This is a genomic window from Lentzea sp. HUAS12, assembly GCF_024125735.1.
GTDB classification, from domain to species: Bacteria; Actinomycetota; Actinomycetes; order Mycobacteriales; family Pseudonocardiaceae; genus Lentzea; species Lentzea albida.
Genome location: NZ_CP099738.1, coordinates 7,699,389 through 7,719,884, shown reverse-complemented (window position 1 = coordinate 7,719,884; position 20,496 = coordinate 7,699,389). Strand labels below are relative to the sequence as shown.

At 71.1% G+C, this 20,496-nt stretch carries 19 protein-coding genes; 2 read left to right on the top strand and 17 right to left on the bottom strand.

The window, feature by feature from the left end:
• Positions 1-19 precede the first annotated feature (19 nt).
• From tsaE to alr, 3 genes are read right to left on the bottom strand one after another with little or no spacing between them, the layout of a single operon-like run.
• Positions 20-478 carry a tRNA (adenosine(37)-N6)-threonylcarbamoyltransferase complex ATPase subunit type 1 TsaE gene (gene tsaE / locus ND450_RS36050; protein ID WP_245786103.1) on the bottom strand — a complete coding sequence of 153 codons (459 nt, stop codon included), beginning with the start codon at positions 476-478 and terminating at the stop codon, positions 20-22.
• Positions 475-1,572 carry an alpha/beta fold hydrolase gene (locus ND450_RS36045; RefSeq protein ID WP_177229729.1) on the bottom strand — a complete coding sequence of 366 codons (1,098 nt, stop codon included), beginning with the start codon at positions 1,570-1,572 and terminating at the stop codon, positions 475-477. The genes tsaE and ND450_RS36045 overlap by 4 nt, the downstream gene beginning before the upstream one ends.
• The gene (gene alr / locus ND450_RS36040) at positions 1,569-2,654 is read right to left on the bottom strand and encodes an alanine racemase (RefSeq protein ID WP_253322676.1); all 1,086 of its coding nucleotides are present in this window, start codon (positions 2,652-2,654) and stop codon (positions 1,569-1,571) included. The genes ND450_RS36045 and alr overlap by 4 nt, the downstream gene beginning before the upstream one ends.
• Positions 2,655-2,769: 115 nt before the next feature.
• Here alr and ND450_RS36035 point away from each other — a divergent pair, with 115 nt between their 5' ends.
• Positions 2,770-3,393, top strand: coding sequence for a maleylpyruvate isomerase N-terminal domain-containing protein (locus ND450_RS36035; RefSeq protein ID WP_253322675.1), 624 nt, complete (start codon positions 2,770-2,772; stop codon positions 3,391-3,393).
• On the opposite strand, the gene ND450_RS36030 is transcribed toward ND450_RS36035, so the two are convergent.
• Positions 3,390-4,772, bottom strand: coding sequence for an NAD(P)H-hydrate dehydratase (locus ND450_RS36030; RefSeq protein ID WP_253322674.1), 1,383 nt, complete (start codon positions 4,770-4,772; stop codon positions 3,390-3,392). The two genes, ND450_RS36035 and ND450_RS36030, sit on opposite strands and share 4 nt — an antisense overlap.
• Positions 4,773-6,632, bottom strand: coding sequence for a glutamine--fructose-6-phosphate transaminase (isomerizing) (glmS, locus tag ND450_RS36025; RefSeq protein WP_253322673.1), 1,860 nt, complete (start codon positions 6,630-6,632; stop codon positions 4,773-4,775).
• Positions 6,633-6,766: 134 nt separating this feature from the next.
• Between glmS and ND450_RS36020 the strand changes: the two genes are divergently transcribed.
• On the top strand, positions 6,767-7,612 hold the full coding sequence (locus ND450_RS36020) for a dienelactone hydrolase family protein (protein WP_253322672.1): 846 nt from the start codon (positions 6,767-6,769) through the stop codon (positions 7,610-7,612).
• A gap of 57 nt (positions 7,613-7,669) precedes the next feature.
• Here the strand turns inward: ND450_RS36020 and ND450_RS36015 are convergent, their stop codons facing one another.
• From ND450_RS36015 to ND450_RS35960, 12 genes are all read right to left on the bottom strand, one after another.
• The gene (locus ND450_RS36015; protein WP_253322671.1) at positions 7,670-8,122 is read right to left on the bottom strand and encodes a hypothetical protein; all 453 of its coding nucleotides are present in this window, start codon (positions 8,120-8,122) and stop codon (positions 7,670-7,672) included.
• The gene (locus ND450_RS36010; protein WP_253322670.1) at positions 8,119-10,818 is read right to left on the bottom strand and encodes a hypothetical protein; all 2,700 of its coding nucleotides are present in this window, start codon (positions 10,816-10,818) and stop codon (positions 8,119-8,121) included. The genes ND450_RS36015 and ND450_RS36010 overlap by 4 nt, the downstream gene beginning before the upstream one ends.
• Before the next feature lie 6 nt (positions 10,819-10,824).
• Positions 10,825-11,037 (bottom strand): hypothetical protein, encoded by a 213-nt coding sequence (locus ND450_RS36005; protein WP_253322669.1) that lies wholly within the window; start codon positions 11,035-11,037, stop codon positions 10,825-10,827.
• Positions 11,038-11,366: 329 nt separating this feature from the next.
• Positions 11,367-11,717, bottom strand: coding sequence for a hypothetical protein (locus ND450_RS36000; protein WP_253322668.1), 351 nt, complete (start codon positions 11,715-11,717; stop codon positions 11,367-11,369).
• A 19-nt stretch (positions 11,718-11,736) separates the two neighbouring features.
• A complete protein-coding gene (gene glmM / locus ND450_RS35995) occupies positions 11,737-13,071 on the bottom strand; it encodes a phosphoglucosamine mutase (RefSeq protein ID WP_253322667.1) in 1,335 nt (444 codons plus the stop codon).
• 188 nt (positions 13,072-13,259) lie between these two features.
• Entirely contained in the window at positions 13,260-13,808 is a 549-nt protein-coding gene (gene rpsI, locus ND450_RS35990; RefSeq protein WP_089915758.1) for a 30S ribosomal protein S9, read from the bottom strand.
• A gap of 26 nt (positions 13,809-13,834) precedes the next feature.
• Complete coding sequence (gene rplM / locus ND450_RS35985) at positions 13,835-14,278, bottom strand: 50S ribosomal protein L13 (protein WP_089915189.1); 444 nt, start codon at positions 14,276-14,278, stop codon at positions 13,835-13,837.
• 258 nt (positions 14,279-14,536) lie between these two features.
• Positions 14,537-14,815 carry a WXG100 family type VII secretion target gene (locus ND450_RS35980; RefSeq protein ID WP_253322666.1) on the bottom strand — a complete coding sequence of 93 codons (279 nt, stop codon included), beginning with the start codon at positions 14,813-14,815 and terminating at the stop codon, positions 14,537-14,539.
• A 70-nt stretch (positions 14,816-14,885) separates the two neighbouring features.
• On the bottom strand, positions 14,886-15,197 hold the full coding sequence (locus ND450_RS35975; protein ID WP_253322665.1) for a WXG100 family type VII secretion target: 312 nt from the start codon (positions 15,195-15,197) through the stop codon (positions 14,886-14,888).
• A gap of 148 nt (positions 15,198-15,345) precedes the next feature.
• Positions 15,346-15,732, bottom strand: a complete 387-nt coding sequence (locus ND450_RS35970; protein WP_253322664.1) for a hypothetical protein — start codon at positions 15,730-15,732, stop codon at positions 15,346-15,348.
• Positions 15,733-15,755: 23 nt separating this feature from the next.
• Positions 15,756-17,564 (bottom strand): type VII secretion-associated protein, encoded by a 1,809-nt coding sequence (locus ND450_RS35965; protein WP_253322663.1) that lies wholly within the window; start codon positions 17,562-17,564, stop codon positions 15,756-15,758.
• Positions 17,565-17,637: 73 nt separating this feature from the next.
• Positions 17,638-20,496 carry a BTAD domain-containing putative transcriptional regulator gene (locus tag ND450_RS35960; protein ID WP_253322662.1) on the bottom strand — a complete coding sequence of 953 codons (2,859 nt, stop codon included), beginning with the start codon at positions 20,494-20,496 and terminating at the stop codon, positions 17,638-17,640.

Here is a 20,496-nt window from a genome sequence, read left to right as displayed (position 1 = left end):
CTCCAAGCGGCACACAACGTCACACCGGGAGGGGACGGGACGTCCATTCACCCTGCGGAACGAGCTGAGCTGTGCGAACGTCGTCGATTCCGCGTTCGAGGCGGATCAACAGATGATCTTCGTTGAGGCGTTCCGCGACACCCTCGCCCCACTCGACGGCGACCACCGCGTCGACGAGGTCCGTGTCCAGGTCGAGGTCGTCCAGCTCGTCCAGGTGACCCCCGAGCCGGTACGCGTCCACGTGCACCAGCCGCACGCTCCGCCCCTCGGCCGGTTCGTGGACGCGGGCGACGACGAACGTCGGCGAGGACACCCGGCCCTGCACGCCCATGCCCCGGGCGAGGCCGCGCACGAACGCGGTCTTCCCGGCCCCCAACGGACCGGCGAGCAGCAACAGGTCGCCCGCACGCACGAGTTCACCCAGCTTGCGGCCGAACTCCTCGGTGTCCTCCACCAACGGCAGTTCGACGGTCTTCACGCTCGGCGCCACCACTTCTTCCGACTCTCTCCGCGATCGGTCGCGCACCGTTCGATCAGCGCGACCAGGTGGTCGTTGACCAGATCAGCCTGCTCCATCATCACCATGTGCCCGGCACCGGGGGCCCGGACGAGGGTGGCGTGCGGCATCTCCTCGGCCATCCGCTCGGCGTGCGAGAACGGCGTGAGCCTGTCCGCGTCGCCGCTCAGGATCAGCACCTCGCAGTGCCGCAGGCCCGCCAGCGCCTTGTAGCGGTCGTGCGTGCCGAGGGTCTCCAGGAACTCGGTGAGCACCTTCACCGTCGTCCCGTTGATCATCTGCTCCATCAGGTCCACGAGGGACGGAGCCACCTTGCGGTCGCCGAACGCACCCATGCGGATGCCGCCCCAGGTGAGGCTCTTCGCGCTCTTGCGCACCCACTCGACGAGCCCCGGCTGCACACCGGCGAGCCGGCCGACGCCGAGCGTCACGGGGTTGTAGCGCGACAGCACGGACTTCGGCAGCCCCGCACCGCCCACCGCGCCGGCGGCCGTGCCGATCAACGCGACGCCGCGCACCCGTTCCTCGAAGAGCTCCGGGTGCTTCTCGGCCAGCGCCATGATCGTCATGCCGCCCATGGAGTGCCCGACGAGCACCAGCGGCCCCTCCGGCACGACCGAGCGGATCACCGAGTCGAGGTCGAGCGCGAGCTGGTCGATCGTGCTGTGCTCGGCCGACGACCGTCCCGAACGGCCGTGGCTGCGCTGGTCGTAGAGGACCTGGTGCACGCGCGGGTCGATGAGCTCGGCGAGGTCGCGGCGCTGGAAGTGCCAGCAGCGGCGGTCCAGCGCGAACCCGTGCACGAGCACGACGGTGATGTCCGGCTCGCCGCCGTCCGCGGGGTCGACCTCCTCGACGGAGATCGGCACGCCGTCCTCCGCCGCCACCGTCGACTCGCGGTCAGGCCTCAGCTGACCGAGGGGTTCCTCGGCGAGGCTGTCGATCGCGGTCTTGCGCTCGTGCGAGACCTTGGCGGTCTGCGCCACGGCCGCACCGGCCACGACGGCACCCACCGCGCCGCCGACCCAGCCGACGACCTTCCACACCGGCTTCACGTGTAGACCCTCCGCACCCGCGGCCGGTACATCCCGCAGACGATCTCGTAGTCGATCGTCCCGGTCAGCTCCGCCCACTCCGTCGCCGTCGGCTCCCCCCGCCGGCCGTCGCCGAACAGGACGACCTCCGCACCCTCCGCGATCTCGTCGTCCCCGCAGTCCACGACGACCTGGTCCATGCAGACACGCCCGACCACCGGACGGCGCCTCCCCTCCAGGAGCACCTCCATCCGGCCGGAGAGCGCCCTCGGGACACCGTCCGCATACCCGGCCGGCACCAGTGCCAGCGTCGTGTCCGTCTGCGCGGTCCATGTCATCCCGTAGGAGACGGACTCCCCGGCGGGGATACGTTTCGTGAGCGCCACGCGCGACCGGAAGCTCATGACCGGCCTCAGGTCGTGATCGGTCGGCACCGGGTTCAGGCCGTAGATCGCGATGCCGGGCCTGACCAGGTCGAAGTGCAGGTCGGGCCTCGTCAGCAGGGCCGCGGAGTTCGCGATGTGCCGCTTCGGGTCAAGGCCGTGTGCGCGGGCGACCTCGTACGCCTCGTCGAACCTCTTGGCCTGCAGGTCGATGGACGGGTCACCGATCTCGTCCGCGGACGCGAGGTGCGACCAGATGGCCACGACCTCGTGCTTCTTCGCGGCCTCGACGAGCGCGGGCCAGTCGCGCGGCTGGCAGCCGTTGCGGCTCAGGCCGGTGTCGATCTTCAGGTGCAGCCGCGGCCGGGCGTCGGCCTCCTCCGCGGCCCGCTCGATGCGGCGCAGGTCCGAGAGCGAGGAGACGGCCATGTCGACGTCGGCGGCGAGACCGGCGGCCAGGTCCTCGCCGGGGGCGTCGAGCCACGCGAGGATCGGCGCCTGGATGCCCGCTCTGCGCAGTGCGAGGGCTTCCTCCGTGCTGCACGACCCCAGCCAGGTGGCGCCTGCTTCGAGGGCCGCGCGGGCGACCTGCACCGCGCCGTGGCCGTAACCGTCCGCCTTGACGACGGCCATCGTGTCCGCGGACGGCGCGAGACCGGCGAGCAGGGCGACGTTGTGCCGCAGCGCGCCTAGGTCGACGACAACTTCTGAACGGGCCATAACCTGTTCATCGTGCCACGTGCACGCAGCTCAGGGACTATGGCGCAACTCGCACGCGTTTCGCCGAGCGTGGAACGCGGCTCCGGGCGGCCCGCGTTCTGCCAGGGTGGCGGACATGGCCGTGCAGAACACCTTCATCGCCACCGCACACGCTTTCACCGGGCTGGTGGACGCCGTCCCCGCCTCCCGCCTCGCCGGACAGGGGCTCGGCGACTGGACGGTGCGCGACCTGGTCGGCCACGCCGTCTCCGCCGGACTGGCGGGCGTCCTGGCCGCGCTCGGCAGGCCGGCCACCACCGAGGACATCGCCACGCCGGAGGCCTACTACGCCCTGGCGAAGACCGTCGATCCCGCCGTGGTGGACGCCGTCGTGGCCCTCTCCACCACGGACGCGCGGGAGTGGGGTGCACGCCTGGGCGAGCGGCCGGCCGACCAGGTCCGGCAGCTGACCGGCCAGGTGGTCACCGCCGTCTCCGGCACCGCCCCGGACGCGCTGGTCACCACCGCGGCCGGGGGCATGCGACTCGACCAGTGGCTGCCCACGAGGACGTTCGAACTGGTCGTGCACGGCTTCGACCTCGCGGCCGCGGTGGACCTGCCGTTCCAGCCGCCCGTCGACGCGCTCGCCGAGTCCGCGGCGCTCGCGGCACGGCTGGCGGCCGTCACCGGCGACGGTCGTGCCGTCGTGCTGGCGTTGACCGGCAGGCACGACCTGGCCGCGGGCTTCTCCGTGGTCTAGTGAGCCCTGATGGCGCGAATCGCGTCCGGGATGGCCTGCATCAGCCCCGACGCGGGCACCGGCGCCCCGTCCGCGCCCAGCTCCGCCGCCAGCACGTGCGCGTACGCCGCGTACCCCGCCGCCAGGAACGGGTCCAGCCCGCCGGCCAGCAGCGCGCCGATGATCCCGGACAGCACGTCCCCGGACCCGGCCGTCGCGGGCCACGACGACGTCGCCGAGTTGACCAGCGCGCGGCCGTCCGGTGCCGCCACGACGGTCCGGTGTCCTTTCAGGAGCACCACGGCGTTGAAGCGCTGGGCGGCTTTCCGCGCTGCCGCGACGCGATCGGGGCCGACCGGGCCTGCCAGGCGTTCGAACTCGCGGTCGTGCGGGGTCAGCACCAGCGCCGAGTCGGGGTCGCGGGCGTCCCACAGCTGCGGGTTCGACGCGAGCAACGTGATGGCGTCCGCGTCCGCGATCACCGGGACGTTGGCGTCCAGGACGAACTTCAGGACCTCGGCCGACGACGTGCCGGTGCCCATGCCGGGGCCGACGACCCAGGCCTGGACGCGGCCGGCGTCGGTGATCGAGCCCGTGCAGATCGTCTCGGGCCAGCGGGCGCGGATGGCGTCGGCGGCCGGACCGGCGTAGCGGACCATGCCGGACGTGGCGAGCACGGCCGCGCCGGTGGACAGCACCGCGGCACCCGGATAGGTGGAGCTCCCGGCCGCGACGCCCGTGACGCCCTGGGTGTACTTGTCGTCGGACGGGCCCGGCACGGGCCACGTGACGTCGGACCGGTCGAGCAGCACGAAGTCCGGATCGGACGGTCGCAGGCCGATGTCGACCAGGTGCACCTCGCCGCAGTCGGCCAGCGCGTGCACCGGCTTCAGGCAGCCGAACGTGACGGTGGTGTGCGCGCGCACGTGCGGCCCGGAGATCTCACCGGTGTCCGGGTCGATGCCGGACGGCAGGTCGACCGCCAGGACCGGAGCGGTCACGGAATCGACCAGCGCGGCGGCGTCCGGACGAAGGGGACCGCGCGCGGACAGGCCGACGATGCCGTCGATGACCAGGTCCGGGGTGCCGACCTCGTCGGCGATCCGGCCACCGGCGCGGCGGAACGCCGCCAGACCCTCGGCATGCGCCTTGGCCGGGTTCAGCAGCACCGCGGACACCGCGACCCCGCGGCGGCGCAGGAAGTAGCCGGCCCACAGGGCGTCGCCGCCGTTGTTGCCCGCACCCACGAGCAGCGTGACGCGGCGACGGCCCGAAAGAAGCCTGAGGGCGTGGGTGGCCACACCGAACGCGGCCTTGCGCATCAGCGAGCCCGGCGGGACGACCGCCATGAGCTCCTCTTCAGCGGACTTGACGCGTTCGGTGTGCCAGACGCCTCTCACTCACTCGACGGTAACGGACTTCGCGAGGTTGCGAGGCTTGTCCACGTCGTAGCCGCGGGCGGTCGCGATCTCGGCCGCGAGCACCTGCAGCGGGATCGTCGAGATCAGCGGCTGCAGCAGCGTCGGGACGGCCGGGATCTCGATCAGGTGGTCGGCGAACGGGCGGACCGTCTCGTCGCCCTCCTCGGCGATCACGATCGTGCGGGCGCCGCGGGCCTGGATCTCGCTGATGTTCGACACCAGCTTCGAGTGCAGGACGGCACGGCCCTTGGGCGACGGCATGACCACGACGACCGGGAGGTTCTCCTCGATCAGCGCGATCGGGCCGTGCTTGAGCTCGCCCGCCGCGAAGCCCTCGGCGTGCATGTAGGCGAGCTCCTTGAGCTTCAACGCGCCTTCGAGGGCCACCGGGTAGCCGACGTGGCGGCCGAGGAACAGCACGGCCTTCGAGTCGGCGAGCTCGCGGCCGAGCGCCTTGACCTGGTCGATGGTGCCGAGCACGCGCTGCACGGCCTCGGGCATGGCCTCGAGCTCGTGGAACTCGCGGGCGACCTCGTCCGGGTACTTGGTGCCGCGCGCCTGCGCCAGGGCCAGGCCCACCAGGTAGTTCGCGGCGATCTGGGCGAGGAACGCCTTCGTCGACGCGACACCGATCTCCGGACCGGCGTGCGTGTACAGCACGGCGTCGGACTCACGCGGGATCTGCGCGCCGTTGGTGTTGCAGACGGCTAGGACGCGGGCCTTCTGCGCACGGGCGTGGCGCACGGCCTCCAGCGTGTCCGCGGTCTCGCCGGACTGCGACACGGCGACGACGAGCGTGTCGCGGTCGAGGACCGGGTCGCGGTAGCGGAACTCGGAGGCGAGCTCGACCTCGACGGGCAGGCGGGTCCAGTGCTCGATCGCGTACTTCGCGACGAGACCGGAGTGGTACGCCGATCCACAGGCGATCACGAAAACCTTGTCGACGTCGCGCAGGTCCTGGTCGGACAGGCGCTGCTCGTCGAGGACGATCCGGCCGTTCGCGAAGTGGCCGCGCAGCGTGTTCGCCAGCGCCTCCGGCTGCTCCTCGATCTCCTTGAGCATGAAGTACTCGTGGCCGCCCTTCTCGGCGGCGCTGAGGTCCCAGTTGACCGTGAACGGCTTGGCCTCGGCGGGCTCGCCGGCGAAGTCGGTGACCTGGTAGCCGGAGCGGGTCAGCACGACCATCTGGTCCTGGCCCAGCTCGACGGCCTGCTTGGTGTGCGCGATGAACGCGGCGACGTCGCTCGCGACGAAGTACTCGTCCTCGCCGACGCCGACGACCAGCGGCGAGTTGCGGCGTGCGGCGACGACCGTGTCGGGCTCGTCGGCGTTGGTGAAGACGAGCGTGAACGCGCCCTCCAGGCGGTTCACGACCTTGCGCACGCTCGCGACGAAGTCGCCCTTCGTGTCGCCCTCGTTGTAGGCGAACGACACGAGGTGCGCGACCGTCTCGGTGTCGGTGTCGGACGCCATCTCGACGCCGAGCCCCTCGAGTTCGGAGCGCAGCGCGAGGAAGTTCTCGATGATGCCGTTGTGCACCACGGCGACACGGTTCGTCGTGTCGCGGTGCGGGTGCGAGTTCCTGTCGATCGGCGCGCCGTGCGTCGCCCACCGGGTGTGACCCATGCCGACGGTGCCCGCGAAGTTGTCGCGCCCCACCTCGTCGAGCAGCGTCTCCAGGTTCTGCAGCCGTCCGGCCTTGCGTTCGACGGCGAGGTCGTCGCCCGTCACGACCGCGACACCCGCCGAGTCGTAACCCCGGTACTCGAGGCGCCTCAGCCCGTCCAGCACCACGTCGAGCGCCGACTGGTGACCCACGTATCCCACGATTCCGCACACGGGAAACAGACTAGCTAGACCACGCCACTAACCCTAATGAGTGAGAGCCCTCCGTAAGCGCAGGTCAGCGACACATGTGGTGTAGACCAATCTCGGATGTGGTGCGCACGACAGGATCGACTACGGTTCACCCCATGGCTCGCCGCGTGATCACGCTGTCCGCGAAACAGGCCCTCGAGCAGCTCAGCAGGCCCGGCCCGCATCCCGTGCTGCGCGGAGACCTCGCGCTCGTCGGCCTACCGGGCGTGATCTTCACGCCGCAGTCCGGCCTCGGTCTGCCCGCCGTCGCGTTCGGACACGGCTGGATGCAGCCCGTGCGCCGCTACCACGGTCTTTTGCGCCACCTGGCCTCGTGGGGCGTGGTCGCCGCGGCACCGGCCGTGGAGCGCGGGCCGCTGCTGTCGTCGCGGGTGCTGGCGGCGAACCTGCTGACCACTTTGGACATCTGCACCGGAGTGCGGCTCGGCACCGGCGAGATCAGCGTCGACCCCGCCCGGCTCGCGCTGGCCGGCCACTCGATGGGCGGCGGCGCGGCGGTGCTGGCGGCCTCGGGCGCGGACCGCGTCCGGGCCGTTGTGACTTTGGCCGCAACGGAGACGCGCCCCTCGGCCCTCGACGCGGCACGGGAGGTCCGGGCGCCCGGACTGCACCTCGCGGCGGGCGAGGACCGCATCGCGCCGCCCGTCGGCCACTCCGAGGCGATCGCGCAGGCGTGGGGTGGTCCCGTGCAGCTGCGGTTGCTGCCCAAGGCCTCGCACCTCGGGTTCACCGAGGGGCGGCACTGGAGCGAGCTCATGCTGGACGGCAGCGGTGAGCGCGGCGCGCAGAAGCTCGGGCGCGCGTTCGTGACGGCGTTCCTGCTGCGGGTGATGACCGGGGAGCGGGCCTACGACGAGCTGCTGGACAGCGACCTGAAGAACGCGAACCTGGTGTTCCAGCGGGAGGCGCTGCCGCGGCGGGAAGCGCTGCCGCAGCGCTGACGGACCGACGGCGAAGGCCCGCACCGGTGACGGCGCGGGCCTTCGTCGTGAATCGGGTCAGCTGAGCCAGGTCTGGCCGCTCAGGTCGTCATCGTCGTCCGCCGGCGCCGGACGACGCCGGTGGACCGGCGGTGGCGGCGCGACCGGCGGCGGAGGTGGTGGCAGTGGCGGAGCGGCCACCGGTGCCTGCTGCTGGTGTTGCTGTGCCGGCGCGTAGCCGCCGTCGTCGTCCTCCGGGCCGAACGCCAGCTCGCCCGCACCGCGCTCGGGCCGGTCCCACTGCGGCTTGCGCGGCTGCTGCTGCCGTTCGCCCTGCGCGACGAGGTTCTGCGCGCGCTCCTGAGCCGCCGCGACGTCCTGCTTGTGCTTCTCCTCGCGCGCCGCGATGTCGGCGGCGACCTTGTCCTGGTTCGCCTTGAGCTCCGCCGAGACCTCGGCGGCGGCACGGCGGGTCTTGGCGATGTTCTCGTCGAACAACGCCTGCACGCGCGGGTCCACTTCCCCGATCATCGCCATGGGTTGGCGGCCTCTCCTCGGTCATCTCCCAGCGTGGTCTGCATGGCGCTCAACGGGTTGCTGTTGTCGTCGTCGAACAGCGTGCCCGTGGTGCGCCACTGGCTGGCGCCGCGCTCGGAGTCGCCGCCCTGCTGGCCACCGGCTCCACCACCCGCCATGCCGCCACCCATCATCCCGCCGCCCATCATGCCGCCGGACGACGCACCGCTCGGCGCCTGGCCGCCTGCGTCCTGCATCGACGGCAGGTTCGCGGAGCCCGGCTGACCGGCTTCGGAGGCGTTCGTGTTGAACGAGCCGCCGTTGCCGTCGTTCGAGTTCGGGCTGCTCCACGCGCTGTCGGCGTTCGAGCCGCCGAGCACCGACTCGCCGCCACCGCTGCCGCTCGTGAACGAGACGCCGGACGTCGTGGTGCTGTCCGTCGCCTGCGCGAACTGCGGGCTCTCGGTGGAGATCCGGGGCTCGCCGAGGCTCGGCATGATGCCGTTGTCCTCGACGTAGCTGCGGGCCATCGAGTCCTGGAAGCGCTCGGCCACGTTCGGCGCGGCCTCGCCCGGCGCGCTCCAGACCTGCTCGCCCGCCGGAGCGGGCATCGCCTGGAACTCGGCGGGAGCGGGCATCGGCCGGAACTCCGCCTCGGCGGGCATGGTCCTGACGTCCTCGACCGCCTGCGGGAAGTCGGCGTCCGGCGTGCGCAGGCCGTCCTCGAGCCGGGCGCCGTCGGAACCGCCACCCGAACCGGACTCCGCGCCCGGCGTCTGCGCGGCGGGGTTCTCGTCCTCGCCGAAGCCGATGCCGATCTTGTCGGGCGTGCCGTCGCCGTTGTCCGCGGTCAGGTTGATCTCACCGGTCTCGGTGTTCACCTCGGCCGTGAAGTTGACGCCGTCCTGCTCGATGTGGATCTTGCCGTCCTCGCCGACCTCGACGGGGATCGGGTTCGACTCCGAGCCGAGCGGGCCCGTCGCCCCGGGAGCGGCGCCGCCACCGGGTGCCGGCGTGCCGCCCGCGGCCGGGGTCTGCCCGCCCGCCGTCGGGTTCGACGCCGTGAGCTGGTTGGCCATGTTCGTGATGGCCTGCGTGCCGTTCTGGCCCATCAGGGCCTTGGCGGCCTCGGGGTTCTTGCTGAAGTCGAGGTCGTAGGTCTTCGGCTCGCCCTTGGGCGTGTCGATCGTCATCTTCACGTGCCCGTTCGAGTCGGGCTCCGTGACCTTGATCGTGTTGTCGCCCGCCGTGACCGTGACGGTCTCGAGCTCCTCCTCGGGCTTCGGCTGGTCGGGCTTGCCGTCACCGTCGAGGTCGTCGGGCTTGCCGTCGCCGTCGGTGTCACCGGGGACGTCCGGCTTGCCGTCGCCGTCCTTGTCGAGCGGGTTCTCCGGCTTCGGCATCTCCGGCGCGCCACCGCCACCACCGCCGCTCGGGCTGCCGCCACCGCCGCCACCGTTGCTGCCGCCGCCACCACCGTTGTTGACGTTCTTGCGGCCGCCGCCCTGGTCGGAGAACGCCGGGGGGTCGCCGATCGGGCCGAACGTGTCCTTGAACGCGTTCTTCATGGCCTCGAACATGGTCTTGTAGTCGGCTTCGACACCGGCCTGCACGGCCTGGCAGTAGCCGTCGAACGCCTTCTTCTTGCCGTCGAACTCCTCGCAGAACGCCTTCAGCTTCTGCTTGGCCTCGTTGATGATGCTCTCGCGCCGGTCCTTCACCCAGGAGTCCCAGCCGAGGGCCGCGAGAGCACCTCCGAGGATGCCGCCGGTGAGAGCGCCCACGACACCGCCGACGACCCAGCCCGGCAGGCCGGAGAGTCCGTCGAGGATGCCCGCGTCGTTCTCGTAGATGTCGCCGTTCGCCTGGCGGATCGCCCGCTCGGTCTCCTCGACCGTCATGCCGCCGCACTTGTCGGCGTACTGGTCGTGGATCTGCTGCGCGAACTCCTTGACGTGCTTCTGCAGGTTGGCCACGCCGGCGTTGATCGCTCCGGGGGCCGTGCCCGCCTGCTGCACGAACGCCTTCGAGGCACCGGCGAACTTCTTCTGGTACTCGCCCGCAGCCTTCGCGGCGGGGCCCTCCCAGGAACCGAGCCCGTTCCAGGCGGCACCGAGCGCGTTGTCGCTCGCGTCCGCCTTCTTCACGTTCTCGGTGAGCTTGTGGGCGTCCTCGCGGAACTTCGCGAAGTCGATGTCGCGGACCTCGTCGTACTTGCGGTAGATCTCCGCTTCGAGGTTCGGCGCGGCACCACCGTGCCCGCACGCGGCCGCGGCCTTGGGGTAGAGCGGGATGAACGTCGCGAAGAACCGCAGGCCGGGGGCGCCGGCATCGAGCAGCACGTTGCTGTTCGGCACGTCGCCCTGCTCGTTCAGCACCTTCTGGGTCGAGCCGAGCTCGCGCTCCACCTTGGCCTGTTCGAGGACCTTGTCGGCGTCGCCGCCCTTCTTCTCCCACTGGGAGCGGGTGACGTCCTTGCCGGCGACGTAGCCCAGGCTCAGGCCTCCGGTGGGAACCGCGGCCGCCGCGCCGAGAAGGTAGCTGCCGACGCCGGGGTCGCTCGGAACGTCGACCCCGTTGGCCTTCGCGTACCGCTCGACGTCCTCCTCCGAGGCACCGGCACCGGCCAGCGCGGGGACGAGCTGCTTCTTGGTCTCCGGAGTGACGTTCGGGTCGTCGAGGAGCTTCTTGATCTCGTTCTGATCCGCCACGACTCGTTACCCCTTGAACTGGCTCGAGGTCTGCGCCTCGTTCGACTCGTACGTCTTGGCGACGTCCTTCAGACGGGTGGCGATGCCGGTCGCCTCCTTGCCGAACTTCTCCAAGTCCTGGCCGAAGAGGTCGAAGCAGGCCTTGTACTCGGCGGCGACGCCCTGGAACTTGCGGCCGACCTGCCCGGCCCCCACACCCGGCACGGCAGCGGACTTCATCTGGATCAGGGCTGATCCCTCTGCCTCGTACGTCCCCGCAGCCTTGGTCAAATCGCCGGACTGAACGCCGAACCCCGACATCTGCTCGCCTCCCCTAGTCCCCGATCTGACGCAATTCGGCCTCATCGGGTTCCGCCATACAGTGCCAGCTCCGGCCACGCGGTGACCGGAGCTCCACGATGTCGGTTGCCTTAGTAAACAGCCATTCGGACCAAGACGCTGATGATCATCGCTGATCGGGTGGCGCCCGGTCGGCGAAGGTCGGCGGCGGGCAGGTCAGCGGCAGTTCTCAGCGATCCGCGGGAGTCGTCGGTGCGGCGGCCGGCTGATCAGCGGTGGCCCGGTGCGGGCGGCTGCTGGCCGGGTGGTGGCACCTGCTGCGGGTACGCCGGAGACGGGTACGGCTGCGCGGTGTGGCCCGGCTGCTGGTAGCCCTGCGGCTGGAGGCCCTGCTGCTGCAAGCCCTGCGGCGGGTACGGCTGCTGGAAGCCCTGCGGCGGGAAACCCTGCTGCTGCTGCTGCTGCTGCGGGTAGCCCTGCACCGGGAAGCCCTGGTGCGGGTGGCCCGGCGGGAACGGGGGCTGGGCGGGTCTGCGCTTCGACGTCACCACGACCACGGCGGCGACCGCGGCCGCGCCTCCCAGCAGCACCAGGAGTACGAGCAACATCAACGCGGTCATCCCCAGCCCCCATCAGTCCTCAGTGCACCGAGGAAACCACACCCGCGAGGCGCTGGGCGGCCGACTCGGCCTGTTCGTGACTCGTGGCCTCGACCATCACCCGCACGAGCTGCTCGGTGCCGGACGGGCGCAGCAGCACGCGGCCCGTGTCGCCGAGCTCCGCCTCGACCTCGGCCACGGCCTGGCTGACCGACGCCGCCTTGGCCACGGCCGCCTTGTCGGTGACCTTCACGTTGATCAGGACCTGCGGCAGGCGGCGCATCACCGAGGCGAGGTCGGCGAGCGACTTGCCGGTCTCGGCCATGCGGGCCATCAGGCGCAGCGCGGTGAGCAGGCCGTCGCCGGTGGTGGCGTGCGCGGGCAGCACGACGTGGCCCGACTGCTCGCCGCCGAGGGAGTAGCCGCGGGTCTTGAGCTCCTGCAGCACGTAGCGGTCGCCGACGGCGGTGGTGCGCAGCTCGATCTTCGACTCGCGCATGGCGATGTGCAGGCCCAGGTTGCTCATGACGGTGGCGACGAGCGTGTCCTCCACCAGTTCGCCCGCGTCGCGCATGGCGATCGCGAGGACGGCGAGGATCTGGTCGCCGTCGACCGGTTCGCCGTTGGCGTCCACGGCGAGGCAGCGGTCGGCGTCGCCGTCGTGCGCGATGCCGAGGTCGGCGCCGTGCTCGCGGACGGCGGCGGCCACGACGTCGATGTGGGTGGAACCACAGCCGTCGTTGATGTTGAGGCCGTCCGGGGTCGCGTTGATCGCGATCACCTCGGCCCCGGCGCGGCGGTACGCGTCCGGTGCGGCCACCGACGCGGCACCGTTCGCGCAGTCCACCACGACCTTGAGGCCGTCGAGGCGGTGCGGCGTGACCTTGAGCAGGTGCTCGACGTACTGGGTCTCGGCGTCGGGGACATCGCGCACCCGGCCGATCGCGGCACCCGTGGGGCGGTCGAACCCGGCGCCCATGTGCTGCTCGATCTCGTCCTCGACCTCGTCGGGCAGCTTGTGGCCACCGGCGGCGAACAGCTTGATCCCGTTGTCCGGCATCGCGTTGTGCGACGCGGAGATCATCACGCCGATGTCGGCACCGAGCGCGGCGACCAGGAAGGCGACGGCGGGCGTGGGCAGGGCGCCGACGCGCAGCACGTCCGCACCGGCCGAGGTGAGGCCCGCGGTGACGGCGGCGTCGAGCATCTCGCTGCTCGCCCTGGGGTCCCGCCCGACGACGGCCACGGGGCGGTGGGAGCGGTCGTGCTCGGCGAGCACCCGCGCCGCCGCGGCGGCGACGGACATCGCGAGCTCAGGGGTGAGATCGGCGTTCGCGAGACCGCGCACACCGTCGGTGCCGAACAGGCGGGCCATGAATCCTCCGAATTGGACACTGCGAGGCGGCGGGAAAGACCCGGAAAACACTGCGGGAGCAGCAGTTCGAGGTGAACTGCTGCTCCCGCAGGTAGAACTGGATGACGCTCGGGGCGCGGGGTGTCCCCGCTGTCACCGGGGAGCCGTGGTCTGACGAACGCAGACACAGCTCCCGCGGTGACGGAGCATCAACGCTTGGAGTACTGAGGCGCCTTGCGGGCCTTCTTCAGACCGTACTTCTTGCGCTCCTTGACCCTCGGGTCACGGGTGAGGAAGCCGGCCTTCTTCAGGACCGGGCGGTCCTCGGAGTCGACGGCGATCAGCGCACGCGCGATGGCGAGACGCAGCGCACCGGCCTGGCCGGTGATGCCGCCGCCACGCAGGTTGGCGATCACGTCGAAGGTCTCGGGCTTCTCCGTGGTGACGAGCGGCTCACGGATGAGCTGCTGGTGCACCTTGTTCGGGAAGTAGGCCTCGAGGGTCTTGCCGTTCAGCGTGAACTTGCCGGTGCCGGGCACGAGGCGGACGCGGACGACGGCCTCCTTGCGGCGGCCTACGGTCTGCGCGAGGTGCGCGGCGCCGTTCAGCGAGGGCGCGACCACCGGCGCGGAGGTCTCCTCAGCGACCTCGGCCTCGTCGGCCTCGGCCTCAGGAGCCTCGACGACCTCGGCCTCGACAACCTCAGCCTCGACCTCGGGGGTCTCGACCTCAGGGGTCTCGTTCTCAGGGGTGGTCACAGGAACTTCCTCGGTGTACTCGTCGCTCACTGGGCGATCTTCTTGATCTCGAAGGCCTGGGGCTGCTGCGCCTCGTGCGGGTGGCTCGGGCCGCTGTAGACCTTGAGCTTGTTCGCGATCTGACGGCCAAGGCGGTTCTTGGGCAGCATGCCCTTGATCGCCTTCTCCACCAGGCGGTCCGGACGGGTGTCCAGGACCTCACCGAAGGACTGCTTGCGCAGACCACCGGGGAAACCCGAGTGGCGGTACTGGAACTCCTGGTCCCGCTTCGAGCCGGTCAGGGCGACCTTGTCAGCGTTGATGATGACCACGAAGTCACCGGTGTCAACGTGAGGGGCGTAGGTCGGCTTGTGCTTGCCGCGCAGCAGCGTCGCGGCCTGGGTGGCGAGCCGGCCGAGCACCACGTCCTGGGCGTCGATCACGTGCCAGGTGCGGGTCACCTCACCGGGCTTCGGGCTGTACGTGCGCACGGATCTACCTCGTCGTCACTTGCGTCTGGGGTCACTGCGGCGGTTGCCCCAGACCGATCTTGGACTGGCCAAGCGGTGGTTCCGAGACAGGCGCGGCACACATGGGCGCCAGCTACCGCACAACAACGTAAGAAGATACCGGATGGGTGGTGCGGGGACCAAAACGGGTCCTCCGAAGGCACCTCCACCCGGACGTACGCGAGCCCCGGACCACGTGGTTCCGGGGCTCGCGAAGGGTCTAGCGAAGGCCGAGCAGACTTACCAGCGCTGCGTGTTCGCGCGCTCAGCGGCCTCGTACGCCTCGCCGGCCTGGCCGACGGCGGTACCGATGGCGGCGAGCACGGCCTGCAGGTCCGCAGCGGCCTCGTCCCACTTCTTCTGAGCCGCCTCGTACGCCGCACGGGCGTCACCCTGGTAGTTGGCCAGGGTCTTCGTGACCTCCTGGCGCAGGTCGTCCAGCTGGCCCTGGACCTGCGTGGCCGAGCTGTTGATCGTGCTGGACGCGTTGGTGATCTCGGCGAACGTAACCTTCAGCATGTCATCTCCCCTGGAGCTCTAAGTCAGTCAGAAAGTCTTGCGGCACTGCGAGTCTGAGCAGTTCGGCGAATCAGCTGCCGCCGAGGCGGGCACCGATGCCGGAGATCGACTGCTTGTTGTCGTCTTCCTGGCGGGCGTAGACGTCCGCGGAGCTCGCGACCGACTCGGCGATGGTGCGCAGGGCCTCCTGCAGCTTCTTCGCGTCGGCCTGGAAGCGCTCCATCAGGTTGGAGAACGCCACGGCGGCGTCGCCGGCCCAGGAGGCGCGCACGGTGTCGACCGCGCCGGAGACCTGGCGGAGGGTGCCCTGCGTCTCCTCGTCGACCGCGATGATGCGCTTGGCCAGGGCGTCGAGCTCGGCTGCGGTAACTTCCAATGCCATTGGGAGATCCCCCTTCAGAGAACTTCAGGTCGTACTTCTTGGTCCGTACGCCTCTTACGACGCATGACCCTGCCACGCCGGTTCCGTCCTGTCGCGACTTCTTTCGAAGTAGTTGCGCTAGTAAACGGCACCGGGTGAAACCGCCATCTCAGTAGAGGATTCGCGACTGCGAAAAGTCCTCGTCATCGTCACTCACACGAGGAAGCTGACCACTCGGACCGGCGACGGCCGAAGAACCGAGAGTGGCCGCCGGCGTCTCAACTGGAACGGGCGACGCGGGCTCGGGAGCGTCCGGAACGTGCTCGACGGCCAGGCCGCGGCCGACGCGGAAGTCCTTCGCGGCCTCCCGGACGTCGGCCGGGGTGGCATCCGCACCGGGCCCGGCCTTGCGCTCACGCGCCTGCGCCGCGAGGTCACGCGTGCGTTCCCGCAGCTTGGCATTGCGTTCACCTATCTCACCGGACGCGCGGCGGGCGCGGGTGAGGGCCGCTCCGACCTCGGCGCGGAACCGGGCGAGGGTCTCGGTGGCGGACATCGGCGACTCCCCTGACGTGGCGGCTAGGACTTGATGACGAGCGAGCGGACGACCTGCTCGCAGGCGGCGCGGACCTGGTCCTTCGTGGCCCCGGTCGCCTGGCAGCCCACGCTCACCTGGACCTCGCCGGCGAACTGGATGTACCACTCGACCTCGGTCGACTCGACCACTTCGCGATAGTGAACAAGAGACTTCCCCGCGAATGTGGCGTCCTCGGCGAAGGCGGCCACCCCATCGCCTTTGTCCTTGCGTTGCTGATAGGTGTTCTTCAACTCGTTCAACGCGCGAGTGCGATCCCGGTCGCTGTTGTACTCGAGAGTTTGCTCCTGCACAGCAATTCGCGCTTCCGGTTGTTTGCTATCGGAATTCGTGCGCTCAATCGGTTGCAAAAGCACCTGGCGGTCCTTGGCGGCGCCGCCGGTCTGCTCCCACCCTCCCGGACGGGTGAAGCTGTAGTCGTAGACGGCGATCTGGTCACCGGCGGGCGCGGGCTGCTCCGGCGTGCCCTTCGGTTTGAACCAGAAGTAGGCCCCGACCCCGGCCGCCGCGAGCACGACGACGACACCGATCGCGACGAACAACGGCGTCCTGCTCTTCTTCCGCGGCGGCGGTGGCGAGGCCATCGGGAACGGAACGGGGAACTGCCCCGGCGGCGGGGGCGTGATCCGGCGGGTGATCTTGCGGGTGGTCTCCTCGCCGACGCGGATGTTGTGAGTGACCTCACCCGACGGCCCCGGGGACTGCTGAGCGACGCCCCCGGTCCGTTCCGGGTCCAGGCTGACCGCCCGCAAGGCGCCCCGGGCCACCACGGTCTCCGGCTGGTCGATGCTCGTCGGCACGATCCGCAGCTGCTCGTGCACCATCCGCGCGACGAGCGGGATCCGGCTCGAGCCGCCGACCAGGAACACCCCGGCGAGCTGCTGGGGCGCGAGTCCGGCGTCGCGCACGGCGGCGGCCGCGAGTCCCGCCGCCCGGCTCAGCGGTGCGCTGACCAACTGTTCGAGGTCCGACCGCGTCACGTGCGCGTCGGGGAACGGCGGCGGCATCGGCACGTCCGTGTAGGCGTGCCGGGACAGCGTCTCCTTGGCGCCGCGCACGTCCTGCCGCAGCACCCGCCGCTTGCGCCGGTCGGCCATCTCCCTGCCCTCGACGAGCTGGCGCCAGGCCTCGGGGTCCTTGGCCGCGACGAGCCCGCCGACGTGCTCGAGCAACGCCTGGTCGATGTCAGCGCCGCCGAAACTCGGGTCACCCTTGGCGGACAGCACCCGGAAGCTCTTGCCCGTTCGCGTCACCACGCTGGCGTCGACCGTGCCACCGCCGAGGTCGAGCACGGCGAGCGAGGCACCGTCCGGAACGGAGTGGCTCGCGGAGTGGAAGACGGCGGCGGCGACGGGTTCGGGCACCAGCACGACCTCGCGCCCCAGACCGCGGGCCGCCTGCAGCAGGACGCGCGTGCGGACCGTGCCCCAGTCGGCGGGATGGGTGAGCACGAGAAGGTCGACGGGCGCGCCACCACCAACGCGCCGTGCCTCACCAACGGCACGCGCCAGCACCGCGCGCACAACGTCCACAACGGGCAGCACGGTGCTACCGAGCAGCAACTCTCCCTCGTCGACGCGGCGCTTCGGGTGCGGCTCGTAGCGGGCGGGGTCGACGGCGGCCTGCCGCTCGGCCTCCTGGCCGACGAACAGCGTGCCGTCGGCCGCGGCGAACACCGCGGACGGCACGAGCGGCTGGCCGTCGAACACGACGACCTGCGGCTCCCGGCCGTGCGCGGAGATCGCGACGCAGGTGCTCGACGTGCCGAAGTCGACCGCGACGTGCAGGCTCATGCACCTTCCCCTCTTCCGCGCACATGCTTACCCGATATGACCGGCTCGAACGACATGGATGACGAGAGTCGCCTCAAGAGTTCAGCGCGGCGCCCGGAGGTCGTCCTCGCCCGGTGGCACGCGCCAGCACGGCCCGCAGCCGTTCCTCCGCGTCGGCGTCGCCCGCGTCGGCGTAGTCCCGCAGGGCGGCTTTCGCGGTGCCGGCCGCGTTCTCCGTCAGGCCGAGCGCGAGGCTCGCCTCGGTCATGACGGCCAGCGCCCGAACCGCCCCGCGCCGCTCGCCGAGCTGCTCGAAGATCGACAACGCCTTCTCCCCACCGGCCATCGCCGGCCCGGCGTCACCGCGGGCCAGGTCGATCTGGGCCAGCTGGACCGTGCAGTAGGCGATGCCGCGGATGTCGTCGGACCCCGCCATCATGTCCAGGGCCTCACGGCACGCCCCACCCGCCCGTTCCAGGTCGCCGTTGGCCAGCGCGCTCGCGGCGATCCGGCTGAGCACCAGCGCGACGTCGCCGGTCGTGCCTTCCAGCCTGCTGATCGACAACGCCTCGTCCAAGACCCGCACCGACTCCTCGTAGCGGCCCGTGGAGGACAGCACGGTGCCCAGTTCGCGCAGGTTTCCGGAGTACAGGTTCGGCACACCGCTCGCCCGTGCCGCGTCCACCGCGCGTTCAGCGAGCTCCACCTGAGGCTCTCCGGTGTGCACCATCCTGTAGTAGGCCAACGCGCCCAGCGCGCCGGCGAGCTCGGCGTGAGCTCCCAACGCCTCGAAGGCGTCGGCGCAGCGCCGGTAGTCGGCGAGCACGGTCTCGGTGACGCCGCGGGTGACCCGCTGGTGCACCAGGTCCAGCTGCGACCGCCACGCGACCAGGTCGTTCCCGTCGGCGAACGCCGCCTCGCGAACGAGCTCACGCAGCTGCAGAACACGGTCGTGGGTGTAGTAGACGTCCAGGAAGTGGAGTGCGCGGTCGACGAGGTCGGCGGCGTGCTGGACCCAGTTCCGCCGCAGGCACCACATGATCGCGTGGTCGATGTTGACCTGCTCCACGTGGAGGAACTTCTCGTCGGACGCGAGCCGTTCGAGCTCGGAGCGGTCGAGCGCGGTGGACGCGACGATGGGCTGGAACGGCAGCGTGTCCCCCGCGCTCCAAGCCGCGGCGGAGAGGTCGGTGAGAGTCAGCAGCAGGCGGACGTAGTCGCGCATCGCCGCCGCGACCACGTCGTCGTCCTCCGCCCTGACCAGCTCCGCGGCGTACACCGCGAGCAGGTCGTGCAGGCGGTACCTCGGCTCACCGGTCATGTCCAGACCGACCTCGTCCAGGAGGTTCGCCTCGACCAGCCGCTCCACGAGCCGCTCGCCGTCCCCGCCCGCCAGCACGCCGACCGTCCAGGAGGCCACGTCCGTCGCCCCGAGCAGGCCGAGCCTGCGAAACGCCGTCGCGGCGTCGGCGGGCAGTGCCTCGTAGCTGGGACCGAACGTCGCGCGCACCTCCAGGTCGCCCATGGTGAGCTCGTCGAGGCGGTGGCGTTCGTCGGACAGCCGGCGGGCCAGCGACCTCAGCGGCAGCGACTCGCGGGCGGCGAGACGGGCTCCCGCGACCCTCAGCGCGAGGGGCAGTCCCCCGCACGCGGACGCGATCGCGCGCACGGCGGACGGGTCGGTGCCCGCGCGTTCCGCCCCGAGCACACTCGACAGCAACGCGATGCCGTCCTCGGTGGCCAGCGGAGGCACCCTCAGGGTGCGCGCGCCCTCGACCTGGACGAGCTGCTGCCTGCTGCTGATCAACACCGCGCTGCCCGACGTCCCCGGCAACAGGGGCCGGACCTGGTCGGGTCCGCCCGCGTCGTCCAGCACGACCAGCATCGAGCGGTCGGCGAGCCGCGAGCGGAAGGCCGCGCTGCGCGCCTCCAGGCCGTCCGGGAGGCCCATCACCGGCATGCCGAGGGCGACGAGCAACTCGGCCAGCACCTCGGAGGGTTCGCGGGGAGCGTTTCCCGCGCCGTTGAGGCGGACGAAGAGCTGACCGTCGGGGAAGCGCTGCCGCAGGCGGTGCGCGGCCGTGATCGTGAACGCGCTCTTGCCCACGCCGGGAGCACCGGTCAGCACGACCACCGCGACGCCGGGCGCGGTGAGCTTCTCCTCGACCTGCCGGAACAACTCGGTCCTGCCGACGAACCCGGCGGTGTCGGGCGGCAGCTGGCAGATCACCTCCTGCCGTGGCGGTGTGTCCACCTCGCCCTTGAGGAGCGCGAGGTGCAGCCGGCGCAGGTCCGGCGACGGGTCGACCCCGAGTTCCTCCGCCAGCAGTGCGGTGAGCCGGCGGTAGCTCTCCAGAGCCTCCGCCTGCCGTCCGGTCCGCGCGAGCGCCGTCATCCGCTGTGCCCAGAACCGTTCCCGCAGCGGGTGTTGCTGGACCAACTCGCCCAGCTCGGCCACCAGCGGGCCCGCGCGGCCCCGGTCCAGGTCGGCGTCGATCCTGTTCTCCAGCGCGGCGAGGCGTTCCTCTTCGAGACGCGGTACCTCGTCGCGGTGCAGGGCGTCCGACGCCACGTTCGCCAGCGCGGGACCACGCCACAGCTCCGTCGCCGAGGCGAAGTCGCCGGTCCGCACGAACTCGCGGAACCGCAGCAGGTCGAGCTCCTCCGGTGTCACCTCGGCCAGGTAGCCGCCCGCGGCCGTGCGGACCCTGCTGGCCGCGCCGAGGGCCTGCCTCAACCGCAGCACCACGGTCTGCAACGTCCTGTGCGCGCGGTCGGCGGTCGGCGGCTCGCCCTCCCACAGCCGCTCGACCAGCTCGTCGACGGACACGAACCTGTTGGGGCGCAACAGCAACGTCGCGAGCAGCAGTCGACCTCGCCCGGCCGGGACGGCGACGGGTTCGCCGTCCGCGAGCACCTCCAGCGGTCCCAGCACCCGGAACTCGACGTTCAC

What these genes read in the sequence shown, in the direction of transcription:
- alr (WP_253322676.1), bottom strand. Translation starts at nt 2,654, where the DNA reads ATGGCCCGTTCAGAAGTTGTCGTCGACCTAGGCGCGCTGCGGCACAAC.
- ND450_RS36035 (WP_253322675.1), top strand. Translation starts at nt 2,770, where the DNA reads ATGGCCGTGCAGAACACCTTCATCGCCACCGCACACGCTTTCACCGGG.
- ND450_RS36020 (WP_253322672.1), top strand. Translation starts at nt 6,767, where the DNA reads ATGGCTCGCCGCGTGATCACGCTGTCCGCGAAACAGGCCCTCGAGCAG.
- ND450_RS36015 (WP_253322671.1), bottom strand. Translation starts at nt 8,122, where the DNA reads ATGATCGGGGAAGTGGACCCGCGCGTGCAGGCGTTGTTCGACGAGAAC.
- ND450_RS36005 (WP_253322669.1), bottom strand. Translation starts at nt 11,037, where the DNA reads ATGAAGTCCGCTGCCGTGCCGGGTGTGGGGGCCGGGCAGGTCGGCCGC.
- ND450_RS36000 (WP_253322668.1), bottom strand. Translation starts at nt 11,717, where the DNA reads ATGACCGCGTTGATGTTGCTCGTACTCCTGGTGCTGCTGGGAGGCGCG.
- glmM (WP_253322667.1), bottom strand. Translation starts at nt 13,071, where the DNA reads ATGGCCCGCCTGTTCGGCACCGACGGTGTGCGCGGTCTCGCGAACGCC.
- ND450_RS35980 (WP_253322666.1), bottom strand. Translation starts at nt 14,815, where the DNA reads ATGCTGAAGGTTACGTTCGCCGAGATCACCAACGCGTCCAGCACGATC.
- ND450_RS35975 (WP_253322665.1), bottom strand. Translation starts at nt 15,197, where the DNA reads ATGGCATTGGAAGTTACCGCAGCCGAGCTCGACGCCCTGGCCAAGCGC.
- ND450_RS35970 (WP_253322664.1), bottom strand. Translation starts at nt 15,732, where the DNA reads ATGTCCGCCACCGAGACCCTCGCCCGGTTCCGCGCCGAGGTCGGAGCG.
- ND450_RS35965 (WP_253322663.1), bottom strand. Translation starts at nt 17,564, where the DNA reads ATGAGCCTGCACGTCGCGGTCGACTTCGGCACGTCGAGCACCTGCGTC.